Source organism: Clostridium tetanomorphum (genome assembly GCF_017873215.1).
GTDB lineage: Bacteria > Bacillota > Clostridia > Clostridiales > Clostridiaceae > Clostridium_AO > Clostridium_AO tetanomorphum.
Genome location: NZ_JAGGKA010000005.1, coordinates 162,581 through 185,234, shown reverse-complemented (window position 1 = coordinate 185,234; position 22,654 = coordinate 162,581). Strand labels below are relative to the sequence as shown.

The 22,654-nt window shown below is 29.5% G+C and carries 25 protein-coding genes and 1 riboswitch; of the genes, 23 read left to right on the top strand and 2 right to left on the bottom strand.

The window, feature by feature from the left end:
* Window positions 1–12 precede the first annotated feature (12 nt).
* The 23 genes from J2Z24_RS06770 to J2Z24_RS06660 all read left to right on the top strand — a co-directional run bounded on the left by J2Z24_RS06770 (window position 13) and on the right by J2Z24_RS06660 (window position 20,742).
* Window positions 13–813, top strand: coding sequence for an energy-coupling factor transporter transmembrane component T family protein (locus tag J2Z24_RS06770; RefSeq protein WP_035147484.1), 801 nt, complete (start codon window positions 13–15; stop codon window positions 811–813).
* Complete coding sequence (truA, locus tag J2Z24_RS06765; protein WP_035147487.1) at window positions 813–1,553, top strand: tRNA pseudouridine(38-40) synthase TruA; 741 nt, start codon at window positions 813–815, stop codon at window positions 1,551–1,553. Before J2Z24_RS06770 ends, truA begins: the two co-directional genes overlap by 1 nt.
* A 136-nt stretch (window positions 1,554–1,689) precedes the next feature.
* Window positions 1,690–2,124 carry a 50S ribosomal protein L13 gene (gene rplM / locus J2Z24_RS06760; RefSeq protein ID WP_035147489.1) on the top strand — a complete coding sequence of 145 codons (435 nt, stop codon included), beginning with the start codon at window positions 1,690–1,692 and terminating at the stop codon, window positions 2,122–2,124.
* Between the two features lie 30 nt (window positions 2,125–2,154).
* The gene (gene rpsI, locus J2Z24_RS06755) at window positions 2,155–2,547 is read left to right on the top strand and encodes a 30S ribosomal protein S9 (protein WP_035147492.1); all 393 of its coding nucleotides are present in this window, start codon (window positions 2,155–2,157) and stop codon (window positions 2,545–2,547) included.
* Between the two features lie 104 nt (window positions 2,548–2,651).
* A complete protein-coding gene (gene cwlD / locus J2Z24_RS06750) occupies window positions 2,652–3,350 on the top strand; it encodes an N-acetylmuramoyl-L-alanine amidase CwlD (RefSeq protein WP_035147494.1) in 699 nt (232 codons plus the stop codon).
* 191 nt (window positions 3,351–3,541) lie between these two features.
* Window positions 3,542–4,519 (top strand): GntR family transcriptional regulator, encoded by a 978-nt coding sequence (locus J2Z24_RS06745; protein ID WP_111947641.1) that lies wholly within the window; start codon window positions 3,542–3,544, stop codon window positions 4,517–4,519.
* A gap of 55 nt (window positions 4,520–4,574) precedes the next feature.
* Window positions 4,575–4,988 (top strand): methylaspartate mutase subunit S, encoded by a 414-nt coding sequence (gene mamA / locus J2Z24_RS06740; protein WP_035147515.1) that lies wholly within the window; start codon window positions 4,575–4,577, stop codon window positions 4,986–4,988.
* A gap of 45 nt (window positions 4,989–5,033) precedes the next feature.
* The gene (glmL, locus tag J2Z24_RS06735) at window positions 5,034–6,422 is read left to right on the top strand and encodes a methylaspartate mutase accessory protein GlmL (protein ID WP_035147519.1); all 1,389 of its coding nucleotides are present in this window, start codon (window positions 5,034–5,036) and stop codon (window positions 6,420–6,422) included.
* Between the two features lie 15 nt (window positions 6,423–6,437).
* A complete protein-coding gene (locus tag J2Z24_RS06730; RefSeq protein ID WP_035147521.1) occupies window positions 6,438–7,895 on the top strand; it encodes a methylaspartate mutase subunit E in 1,458 nt (485 codons plus the stop codon).
* Between the two features lie 126 nt (window positions 7,896–8,021).
* A complete protein-coding gene (locus tag J2Z24_RS06725; RefSeq protein ID WP_035147529.1) occupies window positions 8,022–9,263 on the top strand; it encodes a methylaspartate ammonia-lyase in 1,242 nt (413 codons plus the stop codon).
* A 151-nt stretch (window positions 9,264–9,414) separates the two neighbouring features.
* Window positions 9,415–10,257: a fumarate hydratase gene (locus J2Z24_RS06720; protein WP_035147576.1), complete on the top strand. Its 843-nt coding sequence runs from the start codon at window positions 9,415–9,417 to the stop codon at window positions 10,255–10,257.
* An 11-nt stretch (window positions 10,258–10,268) separates the two neighbouring features.
* On the top strand, window positions 10,269–10,826 hold the full coding sequence (locus tag J2Z24_RS06715) for a Fe-S-containing hydro-lyase (protein ID WP_035147531.1): 558 nt from the start codon (window positions 10,269–10,271) through the stop codon (window positions 10,824–10,826).
* A 79-nt stretch (window positions 10,827–10,905) separates the two neighbouring features.
* Complete coding sequence (citD, locus tag J2Z24_RS06710; protein ID WP_035147534.1) at window positions 10,906–11,169, top strand: citrate lyase acyl carrier protein; 264 nt, start codon at window positions 10,906–10,908, stop codon at window positions 11,167–11,169.
* A 50-nt stretch (window positions 11,170–11,219) separates the two neighbouring features.
* Entirely contained in the window at window positions 11,220–12,095 is an 876-nt protein-coding gene (locus J2Z24_RS06705; protein WP_035147536.1) for an HpcH/HpaI aldolase/citrate lyase family protein, read from the top strand.
* A gap of 48 nt (window positions 12,096–12,143) precedes the next feature.
* Window positions 12,144–13,685: a citrate lyase subunit alpha gene (gene citF, locus J2Z24_RS06700; protein ID WP_035147539.1), complete on the top strand. Its 1,542-nt coding sequence runs from the start codon at window positions 12,144–12,146 to the stop codon at window positions 13,683–13,685.
* A gap of 162 nt (window positions 13,686–13,847) precedes the next feature.
* Window positions 13,848–14,891 carry a [citrate (pro-3S)-lyase] ligase gene (gene citC / locus J2Z24_RS06695; RefSeq protein ID WP_035147542.1) on the top strand — a complete coding sequence of 348 codons (1,044 nt, stop codon included), beginning with the start codon at window positions 13,848–13,850 and terminating at the stop codon, window positions 14,889–14,891.
* Window position 14,892: 1 nt separating this feature from the next.
* Window positions 14,893–15,408, top strand: a complete 516-nt coding sequence (gene citX / locus J2Z24_RS06690) for a citrate lyase holo-[acyl-carrier protein] synthase (RefSeq protein ID WP_035147544.1) — start codon at window positions 14,893–14,895, stop codon at window positions 15,406–15,408.
* A gap of 14 nt (window positions 15,409–15,422) precedes the next feature.
* On the top strand, window positions 15,423–16,325 hold the full coding sequence (citG, locus tag J2Z24_RS06685) for a triphosphoribosyl-dephospho-CoA synthase CitG (protein WP_035147546.1): 903 nt from the start codon (window positions 15,423–15,425) through the stop codon (window positions 16,323–16,325).
* A gap of 144 nt (window positions 16,326–16,469) precedes the next feature.
* Window positions 16,470–17,030: an RNA polymerase sigma factor gene (locus tag J2Z24_RS06680; protein ID WP_035147548.1), complete on the top strand. Its 561-nt coding sequence runs from the start codon at window positions 16,470–16,472 to the stop codon at window positions 17,028–17,030.
* On the top strand, window positions 17,027–18,013 hold the full coding sequence (locus J2Z24_RS06675; protein ID WP_051593221.1) for a DUF4652 domain-containing protein: 987 nt from the start codon (window positions 17,027–17,029) through the stop codon (window positions 18,011–18,013). The genes J2Z24_RS06680 and J2Z24_RS06675 overlap by 4 nt, the downstream gene beginning before the upstream one ends.
* 122 nt (window positions 18,014–18,135) lie before the next feature.
* The gene (locus J2Z24_RS06670; RefSeq protein WP_035147550.1) at window positions 18,136–19,392 is read left to right on the top strand and encodes a hypothetical protein; all 1,257 of its coding nucleotides are present in this window, start codon (window positions 18,136–18,138) and stop codon (window positions 19,390–19,392) included.
* A gap of 99 nt (window positions 19,393–19,491) precedes the next feature.
* Window positions 19,492–19,809, top strand: a complete 318-nt coding sequence (trxA, locus tag J2Z24_RS06665) for a thioredoxin (protein WP_035147551.1) — start codon at window positions 19,492–19,494, stop codon at window positions 19,807–19,809.
* A gap of 72 nt (window positions 19,810–19,881) precedes the next feature.
* On the top strand, window positions 19,882–20,742 hold the full coding sequence (locus J2Z24_RS06660) for an NAD(P)/FAD-dependent oxidoreductase (RefSeq protein ID WP_035147553.1): 861 nt from the start codon (window positions 19,882–19,884) through the stop codon (window positions 20,740–20,742).
* A 62-nt stretch (window positions 20,743–20,804) separates the two neighbouring features.
* Here the strand turns inward: J2Z24_RS06660 and J2Z24_RS06655 are convergent, their stop codons facing one another.
* The gene (locus tag J2Z24_RS06655; RefSeq protein WP_035147555.1) at window positions 20,805–21,335 is read right to left on the bottom strand and encodes a cell wall hydrolase; all 531 of its coding nucleotides are present in this window, start codon (window positions 21,333–21,335) and stop codon (window positions 20,805–20,807) included.
* Between the two features lie 5 nt (window positions 21,336–21,340).
* Window positions 21,341–21,466: riboswitch (cyclic di-AMP (ydaO/yuaA leader) on the bottom strand.
* A gap of 30 nt (window positions 21,467–21,496) precedes the next feature.
* Window positions 21,497–22,492 carry a hypothetical protein gene (locus J2Z24_RS06650; protein WP_035147557.1) on the bottom strand — a complete coding sequence of 332 codons (996 nt, stop codon included), beginning with the start codon at window positions 22,490–22,492 and terminating at the stop codon, window positions 21,497–21,499.
* Window positions 22,493–22,654: the final 162 nt, after the last annotated feature.

Below are 22,654 nucleotides of genomic sequence, written 5' to 3'. Positions count from 1 at the left end.
GAGAGCATATAAATGATCAAAGATATTACTTTAGGACAATATATACCTGGTGATTCTTTTGTACATAAACTTGACCCAAGAATAAAAATATTAATATCTTTAATATATATTATAGATTTATTTATAATTAATAACTTTATAGGATATATATTTATAATAATATTTACATTAGTTGCTATAATAGTATCAAAAGTTCCATTTAAATTCATTTATAGAGGCCTTAAACCAATATTTATATTAATAATAATTACAGCTATATTAAATATATTTATGACTAGTGGAGGGGAGATAGTATATACATGGAGATTTATTACCATATATGAAGAAGGATTAAAATTAGCTTTATTTATGGTTATAAGATTGATATTTTTAATTATCGGTACTTCACTTCTTACTTTAACTACTTCACCTATAGAACTTACAGATGGTATAGAAAAATTATTGAATCCATTAAAAAAAATAGGAGTGCCAGCTCATGAATTAGCTATGATGATGACAATAGCTTTAAGATTTATCCCTACATTAATGGATGAAACGGACAAAATCATGAAAGCACAAATGGCAAGAGGAGCTGATTTTGAATCTGGTAACATTTTACAAAGAGCAAAGAGCTTAATACCATTACTTGTTCCTTTGTTCATAAGTTCATTTAGAAGAGCGGATGAATTGTCTATGGCTATGGAAGCAAGATGCTATAGAGGAGGAGAAGGTAGAACAAGAATGAAGCAGCTTAAGCTTACCAGTAAAGATTTTATTGCTTCATTAATTATAGTATTAGTAGTAGGTTTATCTGTATGGAGTAGATATATATAATGAAAAATATTAAACTATTAATAGAATATGATGGAACAAACTATTCTGGATGGCAAAAACAGAAGATGGAAAATATAAAAACTATACAGGGAACTATTGAAAATTCTATAAGCAATATTATAGAAGAAAATACTGAGATAATAGGTTGTAGTAGAACTGATGCTGGAGTTCATGCTAAAGGATTTGTAGCTAATTTTAAAACTAACAGCAGAATACCTAGTGAAAAGTTCAAATATGCAATCAATAATTTATTACCAGAAGATATAGTAATTTTGGATTCAAAAGAAGTAGATCTAGACTTTCATTCTAGATATAGTTGTATAGGAAAGAGATACATATATAAAATTTTAAATAGAGAGAATGCATCTCCTATATTAAGAAATTATTCTTATCATATTAAGAAGAGTTTAGATATAGATAGGATGTATAAGGCTTCAAAGTATTTTATTGGAAGACATGACTTTTCTGCATTTAAAAGTTCTGGCAGCAATGTACAGTCTTCAATAAGAACTATAATAGATACAGAAATATATAGAAAAGATGATTTATTAATATTTGCAGTTTCAGGAGATGGATTTTTATATAATATGGTTAGAATAATTGTTGGAACTTTAATAGAAGTAGGAATTGGGAAACGAGAGTCAGATGATATTGTTGCCATATTAGAATCTAAAGATAGAAAAAAAGCAGGACCTTGTGTTCCACCTATGGGCTTATACTTAGATAAAGTATTTTATTAAGCATAAAATTCATTGACACGCCAGGCTGCTTGTATTATAATATAAATGTTTGTATTTTAAGGTATAAAAGATCCACTAGCCCCGGATCTTTATATAGAACGAAAGTTTTTATGTAATAGTTCAAGGAGGGAAAAAGATGAAATCATACATTGCAAAACCACAAGAAGTAGAGAGAAAATGGTATGTAGTTGACGCTAATGGAAAGTCATTAGGAAGAGTAGCAAGTCAGGTTGCATCAATATTAAGAGGAAAAAATAAGCCAGTATTTACACCACATGTAGATACAGGAGACTATGTTATAGTTATAAATGCTGAAAAAGTAGCTTTAACTGGTAAGAAATTAGATCAAAAAATGTTAAGACACCATTCATTATATCCAGGTGGATTAAAGGAAACTCCTTACAGAGAAGCTTTAGCTAAGAAGCCAGAATTTGTTTTCGAAGAAGCTGTAAGAAGAATGCTTCCAAAAGGAGTACTTGGAAGACAGATGCTTAAAAAGTTAAAAGTATATAGAGGTTCAGAACATAATCATGAAGCTCAAAAGCCTGAAGTATTAGAATTAAGATTCTAGTAGATAGAGCAGGGAGAAGGAGGAATAAAAATGGCAAAAGTTCAATATTTTGGAACTGGTAGAAGAAAAAAGGCTATTGCAAGAGTAAGACTTGTACCAGGTGAAGGAAAAGTATTAGTAAATAAAAGAGATATAGAAAACTATTTTGGATTAGAGACTTTAAGAGTTATTGTAAATCAGCCATTAGTATTAACAGGAACAAAAGAAAAATTTGATGTTCTAGTAAATGTTCATGGTGGTGGATTTACAGGTCAGGCAGGAGCTATAAGACATGGAATATCAAGAGCGTTACTTAAAGCTGATGAAAGCTTAAGACCTGAATTGAAGAAAGCTGGATTCTTAACTAGAGATCCAAGAATGAAAGAAAGAAAGAAATATGGTCTTAAAAAGGCAAGAAGAGCTCCACAGTTCTCAAAGAGATAATGGAAAAGAGAGGAATTACCTCTCTTTTTTTATTGAAATTTTTAAACATAAAAATACTTTTTATTGAGAAGAATATATTCTGAAAGGAGGAGATATAAAAATTGATGATGAATAAGAAAAGAATTTTAAGTATATTGATGTTTATAATTTTAGGAGTACTGTTATTTACAAATGGATATAAGTTAGTGTATTCAAAAAAAAATAGTAATATAGATAAAAAAATTATATTGATAGATCCAGGACATGGAGGAATTGATGGAGGAGCGGTATCTAAAAATGGAACTGTGGAAAAAGATATAAACTTGAGTATAAGCTTAAAATTAAGAGATGAATTAGAGAAGAATGAATATAAGGTTATTATGACTAGAGAAGAAGATAAGGGACTATATAGTGATAAGGGTAGGATAAGGGATAAAAAAAGAGAAGATTTAAATAATAGATGTAAAATGAAACAAAATAGCAATTGTGATGCTTTTATAAGTATACATTTAAATATGTTTCCAGAAAGTAAGTATTATGGTGCGCAGGTTTGGTATTCAAGTAATGATAATAGTAAGAAATTAGCTTCATTAATTCAATCTAATTTTAAATTAAATTTAGATGAAACTAATAAAAGAGCGGAAAAACCTGCAAAAAATGATTATAAGATATTAAGAAGTGAAGATGATATACCTTCTGTTATAGTAGAATGTGGTTTTTTGTCAAATCCAAATGAAGAGAGGAAATTAAAAGATAGTAAATATCAAGAGGATATAGCAAACATTATAGCTACATCCATTAATCAATATTTTGACAATAAATAAAAGACATGTTATAAATTTAATAATTATAGGCCAAAAACCCTAATATGATGATGATTTTATATATAAAATGACAAAAACTTAAAAAAATTTTATTTTTTTAAAAAAGATATTGATGTTATAAATAGGTTATGATATTATTAATTTGGTTAATGGATTAGTCCATTAGTCAATTTAGCTTTTTAGCTTTGGGAGTGATTCATATTCATATCGTAATAGATAAGGGAAATAAAGTACCTTTATATTTACAGGTGAAAAAACAAATAATGGACCTAATCAAAGATGGATCTCTCAAAGTAGGATTTAAAATGCTGACAGAAAGAGAATTATCAGAAAAGCTTCAGGTAAGCAGAAATACAGTGAGTATGGCTTATCGGGAACTTGAACAAGAGGGAGTGCTTAAATCTTATCAAGGGAGAGGTACTTTTGTAGCTGAAGAAGTTAAGTTGTGGAAAGATGAAGATATAAAGGATAAAATTAAGAAATTTGTAGACTTGGCTTTTGAAGAAGCTATAGAAACAGGTATAGATGCAGATGAATTTTTAGAAATTGTTACAGAAAGAATTGAAGAAAAAAGAAAATTAATTAATGAAATAAGTGGTGTCTATATAGAATGTAATATAGAACAATCTAAGATTTTTGCAGCTCAGCTAAGGGAAAGAACTAATATAGATTTTATACCTATGACGGTAAACGATTTAAAATCTATGAGTATGGATATAAGGGAAGCAGTTCAAAGGTCTCAAATAATAATAACAACCTTTAATCATGTAAATGAAGTAAGAAGGTTAACAAGAAGTTATAATAAAAAAGTATTAGGTGTTGCAATTACACCGGATTTAGAGACCATAGTAAAAATTGCTAGATTTCCCATGGAAACTAGATTTTCTTTCATCTGTATATCAGAAGAATTTAAATTTAAAGTAAGGGATGCATTAGAGAGTGCTGGATTAGGAAATATAATTATTACCTATACCAATTCTTCAGATAGAGAAGAGTTAATGGAAGTAATAGAAAATTCTGATGTAATCATAACATCACCAGGAAGATATAAAGAACTTTATGAGATTAATAATGGTAGAAGACAAATTATAAATTTTCTTTACAGTTTAGATGATGGTTCTGTAAAAGCTCTAAAGTCTAAATTGTTGGAGATTAAATATTCAAAATAAATTTATGATAAATATATAAATTATATATATATAAATTATCTAGGAGGTTTTATAAATGGAGAAAAAGACTATTGTTCTTGGAGTTATTGGTTCAGACTGTCATGCAGTTGGTAACAAAATATTAGACCACTCATTTACAAATGCAGGCTTCAATGTTGTTAACATAGGAGTTTTATCATCACAGGAAGATTTTATAAATGCAGCTATAGAAACTAAAGCAGACCTTATATGTGTTTCTTCATTATATGGACAGGGAGAAATTGACTGTAAAGGATTAAGAGAAAAGTGTGATGAAGCAGGACTTAAAGGAATAAAATTATTTGTTGGCGGAAACATTGTTGTTGGTAAACAAAACTGGCCAGATGTTGAACAGAGATTTAAAGCAATGGGATTTGATAGAGTATATCCACCAGGAACATCTCCAGAAACAACAATAGCTGATATGAAAGAAGTTTTAGGAGTAGAATAATTTAACTAAAGGCTACTGTATTGCCTAAATTAGGAGTTGATTAAGGTGGATGCTTATTTACTTTTAGATTTTGGTAGCACCTATACAAAACTTACTGCAGTAGATATAGAAAATGAAGGGATATTAGCTACAGCAAAAGATATAACAACTATAGAAAGCGATATAATGGTAGGGTTTAACAAAGCCTACGAAAAGCTTACTGAACAGTTAGAAGGAAAAGAAGTGAATTTTGTTAAAAAGTTAGCATGTTCATCTGCAGCAGGTGGACTAAAGATGATAGCCATCGGTCTTGTACCAGAACTTACAGCAGAAGCTGCAAAGAGAGCTGCTCTTGGAGCAGGAGCTAGGGTACTAAATGTATATAGTTACGATTTGACTAATAAAGAAGTTGAAGAAATAAAAAATTCTAACTTGGACATAATACTTTTAGCAGGTGGTACAGATGGTGGAAATAAAGAATGTATGATTCATAATGCAAAAATGCTAGCTGAGCATGGAGTTAAACTTCCAATAGTTGTAGCAGGAAATAAAGTAGTTAGTGATGAAGTATCAGAAATATTTGATAAAGCAGGTATATTTTATAGAGTTACTGAAAATGTAATGCCCAAGTTAAATACATTAAATGTAGAACCTGCAAGAGAAGAAATAAGACAAATATTTATGAAAAAAATTGTAGAAGCAAAAGGAATGTCAAATGCTGAAAGCTTTATTAATGGAATACTTATGCCTACTCCAGCAGCAGTTTTAAAGGCAGCTAGAGTATTAGCAGAAGGAACCGATAAAGAAGATGGTATTGGCGATTTAATAGTAGTAGATATTGGTGGTGCTACTACAGATGTACACTCACTTGCAGATGGCGAGCCATCTAAGCCAGGAGTTACATTAAGAGGGCTTGAAGAACCTTTTGCAAAAAGAACTGTTGAAGGCGACCTAGGAATGAGATATTCTGCCATTTCCTTATGGGAGGCATCAGGAACAAGAAAACTTCAAAAATATCTATGTGATAATACTGTAGATGTAGAAGCTTGTTGTAAATATAGAGCTGAACATATAAAAATGGTACCCGAGACAGAAGAAGAAATTAAGTTTGATGAAGCTATGGCTAAGGTTGCAACTGATATGGCTATGGAAAGACATGTAGGAGTTATAGAAAGTATGTATACTCCTATGGGAGTCATATATAGTCAGATAGGTAAAGACTTGTTAAACGTAAAGTGTGTAATAGGAACTGGAGGAGTACTAGTTCATAGTAAGAATCCAGGTGAAATACTAAAAGCAGGGTCATTTGATATGGCCGATGCTACTCATTTGAAACCACAGCATCCAGAATATTATATAGATAAAACATATATATTATCTGCAATGGGGCTTCTAGCAGAAGATCTTCCAGATAAAGCAGTTAGAATAATGAAAAAGTATTTGGTTAAAGTTTGATAGGAGGGAATTTCAGTGGAACTTAAGAATAAAAAATGGACAGATGAAGAATTTTTTAAACAAAGAGAAGAAGTATTAAAGCAGTGGCCAACAGGTAAGGAAGTAGATTTACAGGAAGCTGTAGATTACTTAAAGAAGGTACCAACAGAAAAGAACTTTGCTGATAAATTAGTTAGAGCAAAAGAAGCAGGAATAACTTTAGCTCAGCCAAGAGCAGGTGTTGCATTACTTGATGAACATATTAATTTATTAAGATATTTACAAGATGAAGGTGGCGCAGATTTATTACCTTCAACAATTGATGCATATACAAGACAGAATAGATATGAAGAATGTGAAATTGGTATAAAAGAAAGTGAAAAAGCTGGAAGATCATTATTAAATGGTTTCCCAGGAGTTAACCATGGTGTTAAAGGTTGTAGAAAGGTTTTAGAATCAGTAAACTTACCACTACAAGCTAGACATGGTACACCAGATTCAAGATTACTTGCTGAAATAATTCACGCTGGTGGATGGACTTCAAATGAAGGAGGCGGTATCTCCTACAACATTCCATACGCTAAATCAGTTCCAATTGATAAATGTTTAAAAGATTGGCAGTATTGCGATAGACTTGTTGGTTTCTATGAAGAACAAGGAGTTCATATAAACAGAGAACCATTCGGACCATTAACAGGAACACTTGTACCACCATCAATGTCAAATGCAGTAGGAATTACAGAAGCTTTACTTGCAGCAGAACAAGGAGTTAAAAACATCACTGTTGGATATGGTGAGTGTGGAAACATGCTTCAGGATATAGCTGCATTAAGATGTTTAGAAGAACAGACAAATGAATACCTAAAAGCTTATGGATACAATGATGTATTTGTAACAACAGTATTCCATCAGTGGATGGGTGGATTCCCTCAAGATGAATCCAAAGCATTTGGCGTTATAGTAACAGCTACAACTATAGCATCATTAGCAGGAGCAACTAAAGTTATAGTTAAGACTCCACATGAAGCTATTGGTATACCAACAAAAGAAGCTAATGCTTCAGGTATCAAAGCTACAAAGATGGCATTAAATATGTTAGAAGGACAGAGAATGCCAATGTCAAAAGAATTAGAAACTGAAATGGCAATTATAAAAGCTGAAACTAAATGCATACTTGATAAGATGTTTGAATTAGGAAAAGGTGATTTAGCAGTAGGTACTGTTAAAGCATTCGAAACTGGTGTTATGGATATACCATTTGGACCAAGCAAATACAATGCAGGAAAAATGATGCCAGTTAGAGACAACTTAGGATGCGTAAGATACCTAGAATTCGGTAACGTTCCATTTACTGAAGAATTAAAGAATTATAACAGAGAAAGATTAGCTGAAAGAGCTAAATTCGAAGGAAGAGAAGTTAGCTTCCAGATGGTTATTGATGATATATTTGCAGTAGGTAAAGGAAGACTTATCGGAAGACCAGAAAATAAATAATTTATAAGACCTTGTTTATTACCACATTTAATGCTGGCAGGAAACTGTCAGCATGGATGTGGATAAAAATATATAATAACAATTAGTTGTTAAATTTTATTAAAAAAAAAGGACAGGTGAATAATTATGAAAATTGTTGACGTACTTTGTACACCAGGATTAACTGGATTCTATTTTGATGACCAAAGAGCAATCAAAAAGGGAGCAGGACATGATGGATTTACATATACTGGCTCTACTGTAACAGAAGGATTTACTCAAGTAAGACAAAAAGGTGAATCAATATCTGTATTATTAGTTCTTGAAGATGGTCAGGTTGCTCACGGAGATTGTGCTGCAGTTCAGTACTCAGGAGCAGGCGGAAGAGATCCATTATTCTTAGCTAAAGATTTTATACCTGTTATAGAAAAAGAAATAGCTCCAAAATTGATTGGAAGAGAAATAACTAACTTTAAACCAATGGCAGAAGAATTCGACAAAATGACTGTAAATGGTAATAGATTACATACTGCTATCAGATATGGTATAACTCAGGCTATACTTGATGCAGTAGCTAAAACTAGAAAAGTAACTATGGCTGAAGTAATCAGAGATGAATACAATCCAGGAGCAGAAATCAATGCAGTTCCTGTATTTGCTCAGTCAGGTGATGATAGATACGATAACGTTGATAAGATGATAATTAAAGAAGCTGATGTTTTACCACATGCTTTAATCAACAATGTTGAAGAAAAATTAGGACTTAAAGGAGAAAAACTTCTTGAGTACGTTAAATGGTTAAGAGATAGAATAATCAAATTAAGAGTAAGAGAAGACTATGCTCCAATATTCCACATCGACGTATATGGAACAATCGGTGCTGCATTTGATGTTGACATCAAGGCTATGGCTGATTACATTCAGACTTTAGCTGAAGCTGCTAAGCCATTCCACTTAAGAATTGAAGGACCAATGGACGTTGAAGATAGACAAAAACAAATGGAAGCTATGAGAGACTTAAGAGCTGAATTAGACGGAAGAGGAGTAGACGCAGAATTAGTTGCTGATGAATGGTGTAATACAGTTGAAGATGTTAAATTCTTCACTGATAACAAAGCTGGACACATGGTTCAGATCAAAACTCCAGACCTTGGTGGAGTTAACAATATAGCAGATGCTATTATGTACTGTAAAGCTAACGGAATGGGAGCTTATTGTGGAGGAACTTGTAACGAAACTAACAGATCCGCTGAAGTTACAACTAACATAGGTATGGCTTGTGGAGCTAGACAGGTTCTTGCTAAACCAGGTATGGGTGTTGACGAAGGAATGATGATCGTTAAGAACGAAATGAACAGAGTTTTAGCTCTTGTAGGAAGAAGAAAATAATTATATAGGGTTATACAACTTAGGTTTTTGAAGAGGCGGTTTACTTTTAAACTGCCTTTTCAACTATAAATGGCTAATTAATCATATTTTGAAAGGAGGCATTTATCTAGCAAGTGAATTAAACCTACACTTGCTTGGTAAATATGCATATATGAAAGAAGTAAATGTTGCAGAGATAACAAAGGCTATAAAAGAATTATGTATAGAAGCTAACTATAGACTTCCTGCTGATGTTAAAGCAAAGCTTGAAGAGTATAACAATAAAGAAAAATGGCCAATGGCTAAAGGTATAATAGAAAAAATATTAGTAAATATTGATATATCAGATAAAGAAGATAGACCAGCTTGCCAGGACACTGGTATGGCTTGTGTATTCGTTGAAATGGGACAGGATGTGCACCTTGTAGGTGGAAGTCTTGAAGATGCAATCAACGAAGGAGTAAGACAGGGATATACTGAAGGATATTTAAGAAAATCAGTTGTTAATGATCCAATTGAAAGAATAAATACAAAAGATAACACTCCAGCTGTTATTTATTATGATATAGTACCTGGAGATAAGTTAAAGATAACTGTTGCTCCAAAAGGATTTGGTTCTGAAAATATGAGCCAGCAAAAAATGTTAAAGCCTGCTGATGGTCTTCAAGGTGTTAAAGATTTTGTAATAAAAGTTGTAAAAGATGCAGGTCCAAACCCATGTCCTCCAATAGTTGTAGGTATTGGTATAGGAGGAACTTTTGATAAATCTGCTAACTTAGCTAAAAAAGCTTTAATGAGACCATTAGATGAAAGAAATTCAAATCCTTTCTATGCAGAGCTTGAAAATGAATTATTAGAAATGATAAATTCATTAGGAATAGGACCTCAAGGATTTGGAGGACTTACTACAGCAATAGCTGTTAACATTGAGACTTATGCTACTCACATAGCAGGACTTCCTGTGGCAGTAAATATAAACTGTCACGTAACAAGACATAAGAGCGTAGAATTTTAGGGGGTGCTAATATGGAAAAGAGAATAACTACTCCATTAACTGCTGAAAAAGTTAAAGATTTAAAAGCAGGGGATTCAGTATTAATATCAGGAGTTATATATACATCAAGAGATGCTGGTCATAAGAGACTAGTTGATTTATTAGATAAGGGAGAAGAACTTCCAGTAGATTTAAAAGATCAGATTATATATTATGTTGGACCAACACCAGCAAAGCCAGGACATCCAATAGGTTCTGCAGGCCCAACTACTAGTTACAGAATGGATCCATATGCTCCAAGACTTCTTGATATCGGATTAAAAGGAATGATTGGAAAGGGATTAAGATCAAAAGAAGTTATAGAAGCTATAAAAAGAAATACTGGTGTTTATTTTGCTGCAATTGGAGGAGCTGCTGCATTAATGGGAAGATCCGTTAAAAAAGCTGAAATTGTCTGTTATGAAGATTTAGGAGCAGAAGCTTTAAGAAGATTAGAAGTAGAAGATTTGCCAGTAGTTGTTGTTATAGATAGCGAAGGTAATAACTTATATGAAATAGGACAGAAAGCATATTTAGATAGCTTAAAGTAATTTAAATCCATAATTGAAACTGAAGATTTATAAAGTCTTCAGTTTTCAATTGTTGATTTGAGAAAGGAAGGTTTAGAAAATGAAAATAAACAAAGTAGCTAAAGCTGGAACATTAGAATCAAATGATATTCTTATCATGGTTATGCCAAATGATAAGCCAGGTGTTGAAATTGAGCTTGAAAGCATTGTTATGAAACAATTTGGCGAACAAATTAAAAAGGTATTAGTTGAAAAAGCTAAAGAATTAGAACTTGATGGTGTAAAAATCCAGGCTCAAGATAAGGGAGCTCTTGATTATACAATAAAAGCAAGATTAGAAACTGCTGTAAATAGAGCACAATAGTAAGACAATAGATAATTTGATCTAAAATGTAAAATTGAGGTGATTAATTCATGAAAACATTAAGAAGAACTATGTTATTTATGCCTGGTAATAACCCAGGAATGCTTCAAAATGCACCAATATTGGGAGCAGATGCTGTAATACTTGATTTAGAAGATGCTGTTAGCTTAACAGAGAAAGACGCTGCTAGAGCATTAGTTAGCGGTGCTATAAAAACATTAGATTATTCAGGTGTTGAATTAGTAGTAAGAGTAAATCCACTAGATACAGAATTTGGTCATAAGGATTTAGAAACAATAGCAAGAGTAAAACCAGATACTATATTATTGCCAAAAGCAACAAGAGAACAATTACAAGAATCAGATGCAATAATAACTAAAGTAGAAGAAGAAGAAGGATTCGAAAAAGGAAGCATTAACTTATTCGGACTTATTGAAACTGCTTATGGATTAGAAACAGTTTATGAAGCAGCTACAGCAACTAAGAGATTAGTTGGATTACTTCTTGGAGCAGAAGATTTAACTTCTGATTTTGGTATAAAAAGAACAAAAGAAAGTAATGAAATATTCTATGCAAGAAACAGATTTGCAGCAGCTTGTAGAGCAGCAAGAATTGATGCAATAGACACTCCATTTACTGATACAAACGATTATGAAGGATTAAGACTTGATACAGAAAAAGCTAAATCTCTTGGATTCACAGGAAAGGCTTCTATAAATCCAAGACAGATAGATACAATTCACTCAGTTTATAATCCAACTGAAGCTGAAATTAAGCATGCTGTAAGAGTACTTGAAGCAAGAGATGAAGCTTTTGCTAAAGGACTTGGGGTATTCTCTTTAGACGGAAAAATGATAGATGCTCCTGTAATTAACAGAGCAATTACAACAGTAGAATTAGCTAAGAGATTAGGACTGTTAAAATAATCTCAATAAACTAAATTTGTAATATAAATAATAAAGCGAGGGATTAACATGAAAAACGTACTTGGCAGAGAGCTACCAGAAGTTATAGAAGGTTACGGTAAAGTAAAGCCATTTGAAGGTGCTTTTGCAAATTGTGGAGTTGTAGAAAAGAAAGCAGTTAAAGTACAGAGTGTAGTACCAGGTGAAAATAAAGTTTTAGCAAGCATTGAAGAAGCTTTAGATAAAGTAGGAATAAAAGATGGAATGACAATATCTTTTCACCATCATTTAAGAAATGGTGATTTCGTACTTAACATGGTTATGTATGCTATAGCTCAAAGAGGAATTAAAGATATAACAATAGCTGCAAGCTCAATATTCCCAATTCATGAACCACTTGTAGAATACATGAAAAATGGAGTAGTTACAGGAATATATGCAAACTATATGTCAGGTCCTGTAGCAGAAGCTATTTCAAAAGGATACTTAAAGAAGCCAGCAGTAATGATGACTCACGGTGGAAGACCAAGAGCAATTGAAAGTGGAGATTTACACATAGATGTAGCATTTGTTGCAGCACCAACAGCAGATACATATGGTAACTTAAACGGAGTTGAAGGACCATCAGCTTGTGGTACTATAGGATATGCTGTTTCAGATGCAGAATATGGTGATAAAGTTGTTGCTATAACTGACAATTTAGTACCATATCCAGCATCACCAATAGATATTAACCAGACTTTTGTTGATTATGTTGTAAAGGTTGATTCTATCGGAAATCCAGCAGGTATTGTTTCAGGTACAACTAAGATAACAAAGGACCCTGTAGGATTAAAAATAGCTAAAATGGCTGCTCAAGTTATCGAAGCTTCAGGTTTAGTAAAAGACGGTATATCATTCCAGACAGGAGCAGGTGGAACATCACTTGCTGTTGCAGCTGAATTAAAAGAAATAATGAAGAGCAAAGAAGTAGTTGGAAGCTTTGCAGCAGGTGGAGTAACTGGCTATATTGTAGATATGTTTGAAGAAGGATTATTTAAAGCTATATTTGATGTACAGTGCTTCGACTTAAAAGCAATAGAATCTTACAAGAAAAATCCAGCTCATATGGCAATGTCATCATCAATGTATGGTAACCCACATAATAAAGGATCAGTTGTAAATAATCTTGATGTTATGATTCTTGGTGCAACAGAAATAGACACTAACTTTAATGTTAATGTTACAACTGGATCAGATGGAGTTATCATGGGTGGTTCTGGTGGACACAGTGATACTGCAGCAGGATCAAAACTTGCTATAATAGTAACTAACCTTGTAAAAGCAAGACTTCCAATCATAAAGGATGCAGTTACTACAGTTACTACTCCAGGAGAAAGCATAGATGTTTTAGTAACTGAAAGAGGTATAGCTGTAAACCCAAGAAGAACAGATTTAATTGAAAAATTAAAAGAAACAAATCTTCCAGTAATGACTATAGAAGAGTTAAAAGCAGTTGCTGAAAAAATGACTGGAAAACCTGAACCAATAAAGACTACAGATGAAGTAGTTGCTGTAATTGAATACAGAGACGGTACTGTAATTGACGTAGTTAAAAAAGCAATAGAATAAGATATATAAAATATGGACTGTATAGAATATACAGTCCATATTTTTATACGAAGTAGTAAATAAACTAATATCTAGTATGCTTTTTTAATTAAATATTATAGGGTATAATAATATTTAATCATATAAATTGTAGATAATAATAAAAAAGTGGGTGTTAAATGTATGTACGGTTTACAATTAAAAACAGTTAATTTAAAAAATGAAGAAGAAAGACTAAAAGTACATGAATTTTTAGAAAGTTTTAAATTAAAGTTAGATGATGATGTGGATTATACTTTAGTTATAGAAGTCGATGAAAATATAAAGGCAACTTGTTCTAAAGCAAAAAATATATTTAAATGTTTTGCAGTATCAGATGACTTAAGAGGAGAAAATGTTACTTCCACATTAATATCTGCATTAGTAGATAAATTATTTGAAGAGGGAATGTATCATAGTTTTATATTTACTAAACCAGATAAAATTAAAGTATTTACTTCTTTAAATTTTAAACCTATCTATGAAGCAAAAGATGCTGTTTTTTTAGAATATGGAATTTATGATATAAATAAAGCCTTAGACAAAATGGGCAAAGAATATGAAATAAATTCAAATACTGAAAAGGGTGCATTGGTTATGAATTGTAATCCCTTTACACAAGGACATAGATATCTTATAGAACAGGCATCAAAGCAGTGTAAAGAGATAATAGTTTTTATAGTTCAAGAAGATAAATCATTATTTCCATTTGAAGAAAGATATAAATTAGTAAAAGAAGGAACAAAGGATTTAGCTAATGTAAAGGTTGTACCAGGGGGAGAGTATATAATTTCTTCTGCAACTTTTCCAACATATTTTATAAGACAGGAAGATGTAAGATTAAAAGCTTATGCAGAAATTGATGCAGGTATATTTGGAAAATACTTTGGAAATAAGTTTAATATAAAAAAGAGATTTGTAGGAGAAGAACCTTATTGTAAGGTAACTAACGCGTATAATGAAACTTTAACAGAAGTATTACCTCAGCATGGACTGGAGTTAATCCAAATAAAGAGAAAAGAATATAATGAAAGTTTCATAAGTGCATCTAAAGTTAGAGAACTAATTAAGGCAGATGATTTAGAACAAGTAAAGAATGTAGTTCCTAAAGTTACATGGGATTTTTTAAACACAGAAAAAGGAAAGGAGATTATGGAGAAAATTAAAATAAGTAATTCTCCACACTAATATGAATAGATACACAATAGAAGATTTATTATTAGCAAAAGAAGAGAGAGTAAATTATCAGCAGGAAATAGTGAATAAGTATAAATTACCTTTAATTTCTATGAGGGTGAATTATCCAGGAATCAATAAAGATAATGATTTGACAAGAAAAGTAGCTGAAGTAATAAAAAATGAATTAAAGAATAAATTTAAAGAGTATATTGTATATGAAAACTATAAATATACTGCAGAAGGGCCTGTATTTACTCTAGTTATAAAAAATATTGCCGAGGAAATAAAAAGAAAAACTGTAGATGTAGAAGAAAATCACATGTTAGGCAGATGTGTTGACATAGATGTGTATGATGAATTAGGAAATGGTATAAGTAGAACTTCTTTAGGTCTTTCTAGTAGAAAATGTTTTTTATGTGAAGATAAAGCACAAAATTGTGTGAGAGCAAAAAAGCATCATATTGAAGATGTAGTAAAATTTGTGGAAAATAAATATAATGAGTATATAATAAAGAATAATATATAGTTTGGAGAGATTATATGATAAAAAATTACAATATAAATGATATATCTTTTGATATAAGTAGTTTTGCTCTGCAAGGTATGCTTTATGAAGTGTCTTGTTTTCCATCTCCAGGACTAGTTTCAGTTGTATCTACAGGTGCACATAAAGACATGGATCATTATACTTTCATAGATAGCAGTTGTGCGTTAATTAAGTATTTAATTTTATGTGTTCAAGCAGGGTTCTCAAATAATTTTCCAAAGGAAATATTAAAAGAAGTACGTTCTATAGGTATAGCAGGTGAGAAAAGTATGTTTAGTAAAACACAGGGAGTAAATACACATAAAGGTATGTTATTTTTAATGGGAATTTCCTGTGTTGCAGTGGGTAAGGCTATACATGATAATAAAGAATTTAAAGATATACAGAATATAATAAAGGATATGTGTAATGACATAGTAGAAAGAGAGCTTCACTCATTAAGAAATTATATAAAAGATTATGGATCTGTAGAAGAAATGTGCAAATATAAAAATTTGTCTTATGGAGAAAAATTATTTTTGTTGTATAATGTTGAAGGAATAAGAGGAGAAGTTGGAAAAGGGTTACCTATAATATTTGATTTTACTTTAAATTTCTATAAAGAAAATAGTGATTTAAACAAAAACGATAGACTAATACAAACTTTGTTAGGAATAATGCAGTACTCAGAAGATTCTAATATATTACATAGACATTCACTAGAAACGCTAAAAGAGATGCAAGAAAAAGCAAGGTACATTTTAAAATTGGGTGGAATGAGAACTAAAGAAGGTAAAAAAGAAGTAGAAAAGCTAGATGAAGATTTTAGTAAAAGAAGAATAAGTCCTGGTGGAAGTGCAGATTTATTGGCTTTAACCGTATTTTTTAGTTTAGTGGAAGAATACATGAAAAAATAGAATAAATTAAAACAGGGTATATAGGAAATAAATACAACTATATACTCTGTTTTAATTTGTGAACTTATAAATTTAAGTTTCGTATTAATATATGAAATAATTTTAATCAAATATATAAATATTTAATACAAGGGGGATTAGGTAGTGTATGATGATGACTTGAAACTTGTACAAGAAGTTTTAAATGGAAGTATAGATAGCTTTAACATAATTGTTAATAAATATGAACTTCCCATATTGAAATTCGTATATAATATCATAAAAAATAAAGAAACATCTGAAGATATAACTCAAGAAGTATTTATAACTTTATATAACAAATTATATTTATATAAAAAAGAATATAAATTTTCCAATTGGATTTTTCAAATAGCTAAAAATAAATGTATTGATTATATGAGGAAATATAAGAGAGTATATGAAGCAAATATAGAAGATATAAAAGATTTAATTTCAAATGAGGTAAGTCCAGAACAATCTATAGAATTTAAGGAAACTAAAAAAAACATAGAAAAATTTATAAACAGTTTAGATTGTATAGATAAACAGATTATAGCATTAAGATATTCTAAAGAAAAATTGACTTTCCATGATATAGCTGAAATATTAAATATGAATGAGTCATCTGTTAAGAGAAGATATTATAAAACAAGGGAAAAGTTTAAAGAATATAGTTCAAAGAATAAAGAGAGGTGTAGGATATGAACTGCAATACATTTATAAAAAAATTAAATGATTTTATAGAAGGCAGTATATCCAATGACTTAAAAAAGGCAATGCAAGAACATATGGATAATTGCGAAGCATGTAGAAAAATTTATGATGAAGAGAAAAGCATTGATGAAATGCTTAGAGAAGCATTAAAAATTGATAATGTTGATTTTAAAAGTTCAAGATCTGAAATAATGAAGAGTATAGATAGAAATAGATATAGTAAAAGTCCTATAAAAAAGTTTTATTATCATTTAAGAAAATATAAAATCACATATGTATTTTGTACAGCTTTGGCAACTTTATTATTAGTATATACTCCTTTATTAATGAATAGAATTCATACTACAAATATATCTAAAAATAAAAATGTAGATGTAGCTTTAAAAAAGAAAAATAATTATGAATCAAAAGAGAATGAGAAAATTGATAAAAAAGAAATGAAAGTTGAAGAACCTACAGTGTTCTTGGATAAAAATTATCAGTTCACAAAAACAAAAATAGAAGTAGAACCTTCATTCAATACTTCATGGAAGTATTCTCCTAATAATAAATATAGTGTATGTATAGAAGGAAAAGGTGAAAATGCAGTAGAGGAGGGTATGGGAACCATAATACTGAAAGATAAAGATAAAAATGAGCTATGGCAATTTAGTCTTACAAATATGAAAAAGCAGTTTACACCTAAATATGTAGAATGGTTGGATAATGAAAATATTTTAATTATAATTGGAAGAGCATATGGAACTGTTACTAAAGGTGGAAACTTATATCTATTAGATTTAGATGCCATTAAAAATTATATGGTATATGATACTAAAGATACGAAAAAAGAAATAATGAAATTAGAAAAAATTAATAAAGACAAAAATGTAACATTAAAATTATTTATAAATGTGTATGAAGATGAAAATTTAATTAAATCTCATGAAGAAACAGTAAAAATAGATAATTTTAAAGTTATATTTGATAAATAAGGGCAAAAGCCCTTATTTTAATTTTTCGTAATTTAATATAAATATAGTAAAAGTAAATAGCCAAATTTACATGAAGGAGGTATAATTTATGTTATAACAAAAGAAATATAAGGGAGATTAGTATGGACAAGTCTTTAAAATTTTATAATAAAGCACTAGAACAATATAATAATGGATTTATAGATAAAGGTATAGAGTTATGTGAAAGAAGTATATCTATAAATATAAATAATGCTGCTGCCATAAATTTAAAAGGTTTATTATATTATATTAAAGGGGATTTAGATGGTTGCAGAAAGCTATGGAAAATGAATTGTCATTTAAATAAAGATCAAGTTTCGGAAAAATATTTGAAAGATACTAAAGAGGATAAAAGATTATTAAAGTTATACAGTATGGCAATACCCTTAATAAAGGAACTAAAAATAAATGAAGCATTGACCTTATTGAATGAATGTGAAAAAAGTCACTTTAATTATATAAATGTAAATAATTATTTAGCTATATGTTACGTAAAAAAAGGTGACTATAAAAAAAGCCAAGAACATATAAATAAAGTATTGAAAGTAGATAATAAAAATAAAGTTGCATTAGAAAATAAAAAGAATTTAAAAAAGTATGGTATATCAAAAAAAGAAATGAATTTTAATCCTTATATGACTATAGGAGTAGTTCTTATTTTCTTAATAATTAATATAAGTCTTCTAATAAAGTATAATAAAATAAATATAAATGCTTTAACTAGTAAATATAAAGCTACAATTAATAAGAAAGATGCAACTTTAAATAGTAATAATACTAATAAAAAAAATTCTGAAGAAAATAAGAAAGTTATAAAAGAACAAGAGCAAAAAATTGAAGAAGAAAAATTTCCTTACAATGAAATTAAAAAAAGTTTAGACCAAAAAGACTTTAACAAATTATATGATTATTTAATAAAATGGAATAGTAAGGAATTAAATATAAACGACAAATCTTTACTGGGAAAAGGAAAAGAACTTTTAGATCTAGAAGGAGGAGAATATTTTTATAATAAAGGATATGAACTTTTGGAGAAAGAAAACCATAATGCTGCAAAGACATATTTAGAAAGAGCATATAATTATGGTAAAGGAACATGGTATTATCCTCATGCTATATATCTTTTATCTACCATATATGAAAAAATAGGAGACATAGATAAGGCCATAAAATATTATACTATTTATGATAGTAATTTTGAAAATGGAGATTATGAAGAAATTGTTTTGTATAATTTATGCCTTTTGTATAAAAATATAGATATAAACAAAGGAAAGACTTATGGAAAAAAACTATCATCTAAGTTTCCTCAATCTATTTATAACAATTCAAAGATACAAGAAATACTATACAAATAATAATTATTATTAAAAACTATTGACTTAATATAATTTATATTATAAAATTATATTAACAAATATACCTGGGTAGGGTATAAAATATGGAGGGATATTGATATGGTAAAAGAAATAAATGATTCTGTTTTCAAACAGGAAGTATTAGATTCTAGTAAAACAACAATAGTTGATTTTTGGGCTTCATGGTGCGGACCTTGTAAGATGCTTGGACCAGTTATAGATGAGATAGCTCAAGAACTTAAAGATAAAGCGGAATTTGTTAAAGTAAATGTAGATGAAAACCCAATGGCATCAAGTCAATATAGAGTAGCAAGTATACCTACAGTAATGGTATTTAAAGGTGGAAAAGTTGTTGAAACTTTAGTGGGCTTTAGACCAAAACAGGCTTTAAAATCTGCTATAGAAAAACATATTTAATTAATATGAAGTAATAAGTTAACACTCTATAGTGTTAACTTATTTTATATAAGCTTAAAAGAGGTGTAAAAAATGAGTATGATATATGATATAGCTATAATAGGAAGTGGACCTGCTGGATTATCTGCTGCTATAAATGCAAAGATAAGAAATAAAAATATAATAGTTTTTGGTAATAAGGAATTAAGTTATAAATTAATTAAAGCTCCCAAGATCAATAACTATTTGGGATTTTATGATGTATCTGGACAGGAATTGAAAAATCAGTTTGAAAAACATATAGAAGCTATGGGAATCAATATAGTTCAGGAAAAAATAAATGCTGTTTATGCAATGGGAGATTATTTTTCATTAATGGTAAATGAAAAATCATATGATACTAAATCAGTAATTATAGCAACAGGTATGGAATATAATAAACCAATTAAAGGAGAAGAAGAATTTCTAGGAAGAGGAGTAGGATATTGTGCTACCTGTGATGCTCCTTTATATAAGGGAAAGGTTGTCACTATAATAGGATATAATAAGGAAGCGGAAGAAGAAGCAAACTTTGTAAGTGAACTAGCTTCAAAAGTATATTATATTCCAATGTATAGGAATAGTTATGGTTTAAAAGAAAATATTGAAATAGTTGAAGATAAACCGGTAGAAATACAAGGAGAAAATTTAGTAAGTAAATTACTATTAAAGGATAAAGTAATAAGTACAGATGGAGTTTTTGTTTTAAAAGATAGTGTTTCTCCAGCTCAACTTGTTCCAGGATTGGAGATGGAGAATGGGCATATAAAAGTGGATAGAAATATGAAAACAAATATAGAAGGATGCTTTGCTGCGGGAGATTGTATAGGAAAACCTTATCAATATATAAAGTCAGCAGGAGAAGGGCAAGTAGCTGCTTTAAATGCAGTATCTTATTTAGATTCTAAAAAATAATAAATATTAAAAGGGCCTCCTATAATAACTATAGAAGGCCCATATATTTAAACAATAACATTTTAATTAGCTATAAAAAATACATGATTACCTATAGGTTTTAAGTTTTTCTTTCCAATATTTTTCATCCATTTAGAAGTAGCGATTTGTGGATTATAAAAAAATAGAGCACTATTAGTAGGATCTTTTCCTTTTAAAGCTTCAACTACTGCATTATAGCTACTTTCATCTGGTTTTACTCTTATTTCTCCATTTCTTACACAAGAAAAAGCTCTAGGTTGCTTTATAACTCCTTCAATGGATTTTGGAAATGAAGGATCTTTAGCTCTATTTAATATTACAGAAGCAACAGCTACTTTACCTTCGTAAGGCTCACCACAGCTTTCAGCGTAAACAACTTTAGCCATCAATTCTACATCTTTTGGTGTTATATACACTTTGCCTTTTGCATGACTTAATACTTGAACTGTATCTGTTCCTTTATTATTGAACAGATCAGAATCTGTATCATAAGCTGCACCTGCTTTTGCATAATTATATGGACATAATAATATTGTTGTAGCAAATAGTGCTGCAAAAAGATTTTTTTTCATTTGAAATATCCTCTCCTTTTACCGACGGGGTTAGCTGACGGGTTCGGCAAAGGTTAGCCTACGAACATAAACGATTCACCCCAATATATTGGTTCCCCCGCGCTTTATTAAAACTTAGGTTTAATGATATTATTCCCGGAACTTTTAAAAAAATACATATATTATTTATTATTAGATTGTTTGAAGGAAGAATATTCTTTTATAAATTCATTATAATTTGAGTTCATAATTTTATAATTTAAATCTGGTTCCACATAAAGAGAATCTACTTTATTATTATTATTAAACATTTGAGCAGCTTCAGTGCTTAATGCATATCTAAAATTTTTTATATAGGAATTATAACTGTCAAAGGTTTTAGATAATAATTTATAGGATGTAATTCCTTTTGGAGGTACTGATACTTTTGAAAATTTATTTTTTATTTCTTCAAATTCATTTTTGATATTATCAATATTTTTAAGAGTACTTTCATAGGATATGGATTTATTTTTGATTTTATCCCTATAAGAAGAAAAATCAATTTTTATTTCTATAAAACAACTTATTATGTCATCTATATCATTTATATAATCTATATATTGACTATTTTTGATTTCCATATCTTTTGTTAAAGTAACTAGTTCATCTATGTAATAGTTACAATTATTTATATATTTTAGAGAATTTTCACTTAAAGTAATCTTATTATTATTTATAGTAAACAATGAATAATAGTGCATACATTCGTTTTTATACTTTTTTAAAGACTCAGAAGATTTATTTATATCTTTGCTTATAGGATTATTAAGAATAGACAGCATTTGTTCATATATATGTATATTGTTATTTAGTCCATTTATTAAGTATCCATGAGATTTCATGTACTTTTCTGGCGGTGTTAAGGAAGTAAGTTTATTTTTATATTTTACTAAAGAATTAATTTTATTGGGAAGTTCTTTTTTACACTTTTCTACATCTATGCTCTGACCTTTAATATAATTAATTGTGCTGTTATTTATTCCATTAATATTTTTTATGCTGGATTTTATACTTTTTATATATTCTCTATCTGTAGTATTAATAAATAAATAGTAACTAGATATAAATATCAGACCTATAATTAAAACAGAAACCAAAGAAATATAAGCGATTTTCGTGTTTTTTTTATCTTTCATAATGCAATCCCCCTTGTAGCTATAATATTCTTTTTATATCCATAAAATTCCTTTAATAAATCTTTTATTAATATTTTATAAAATTAATTAATTGCATTATATAAATATATAAAGATAGTGTATAATTGTTAATATATAATGTATATAATTCATTAAAGGGGG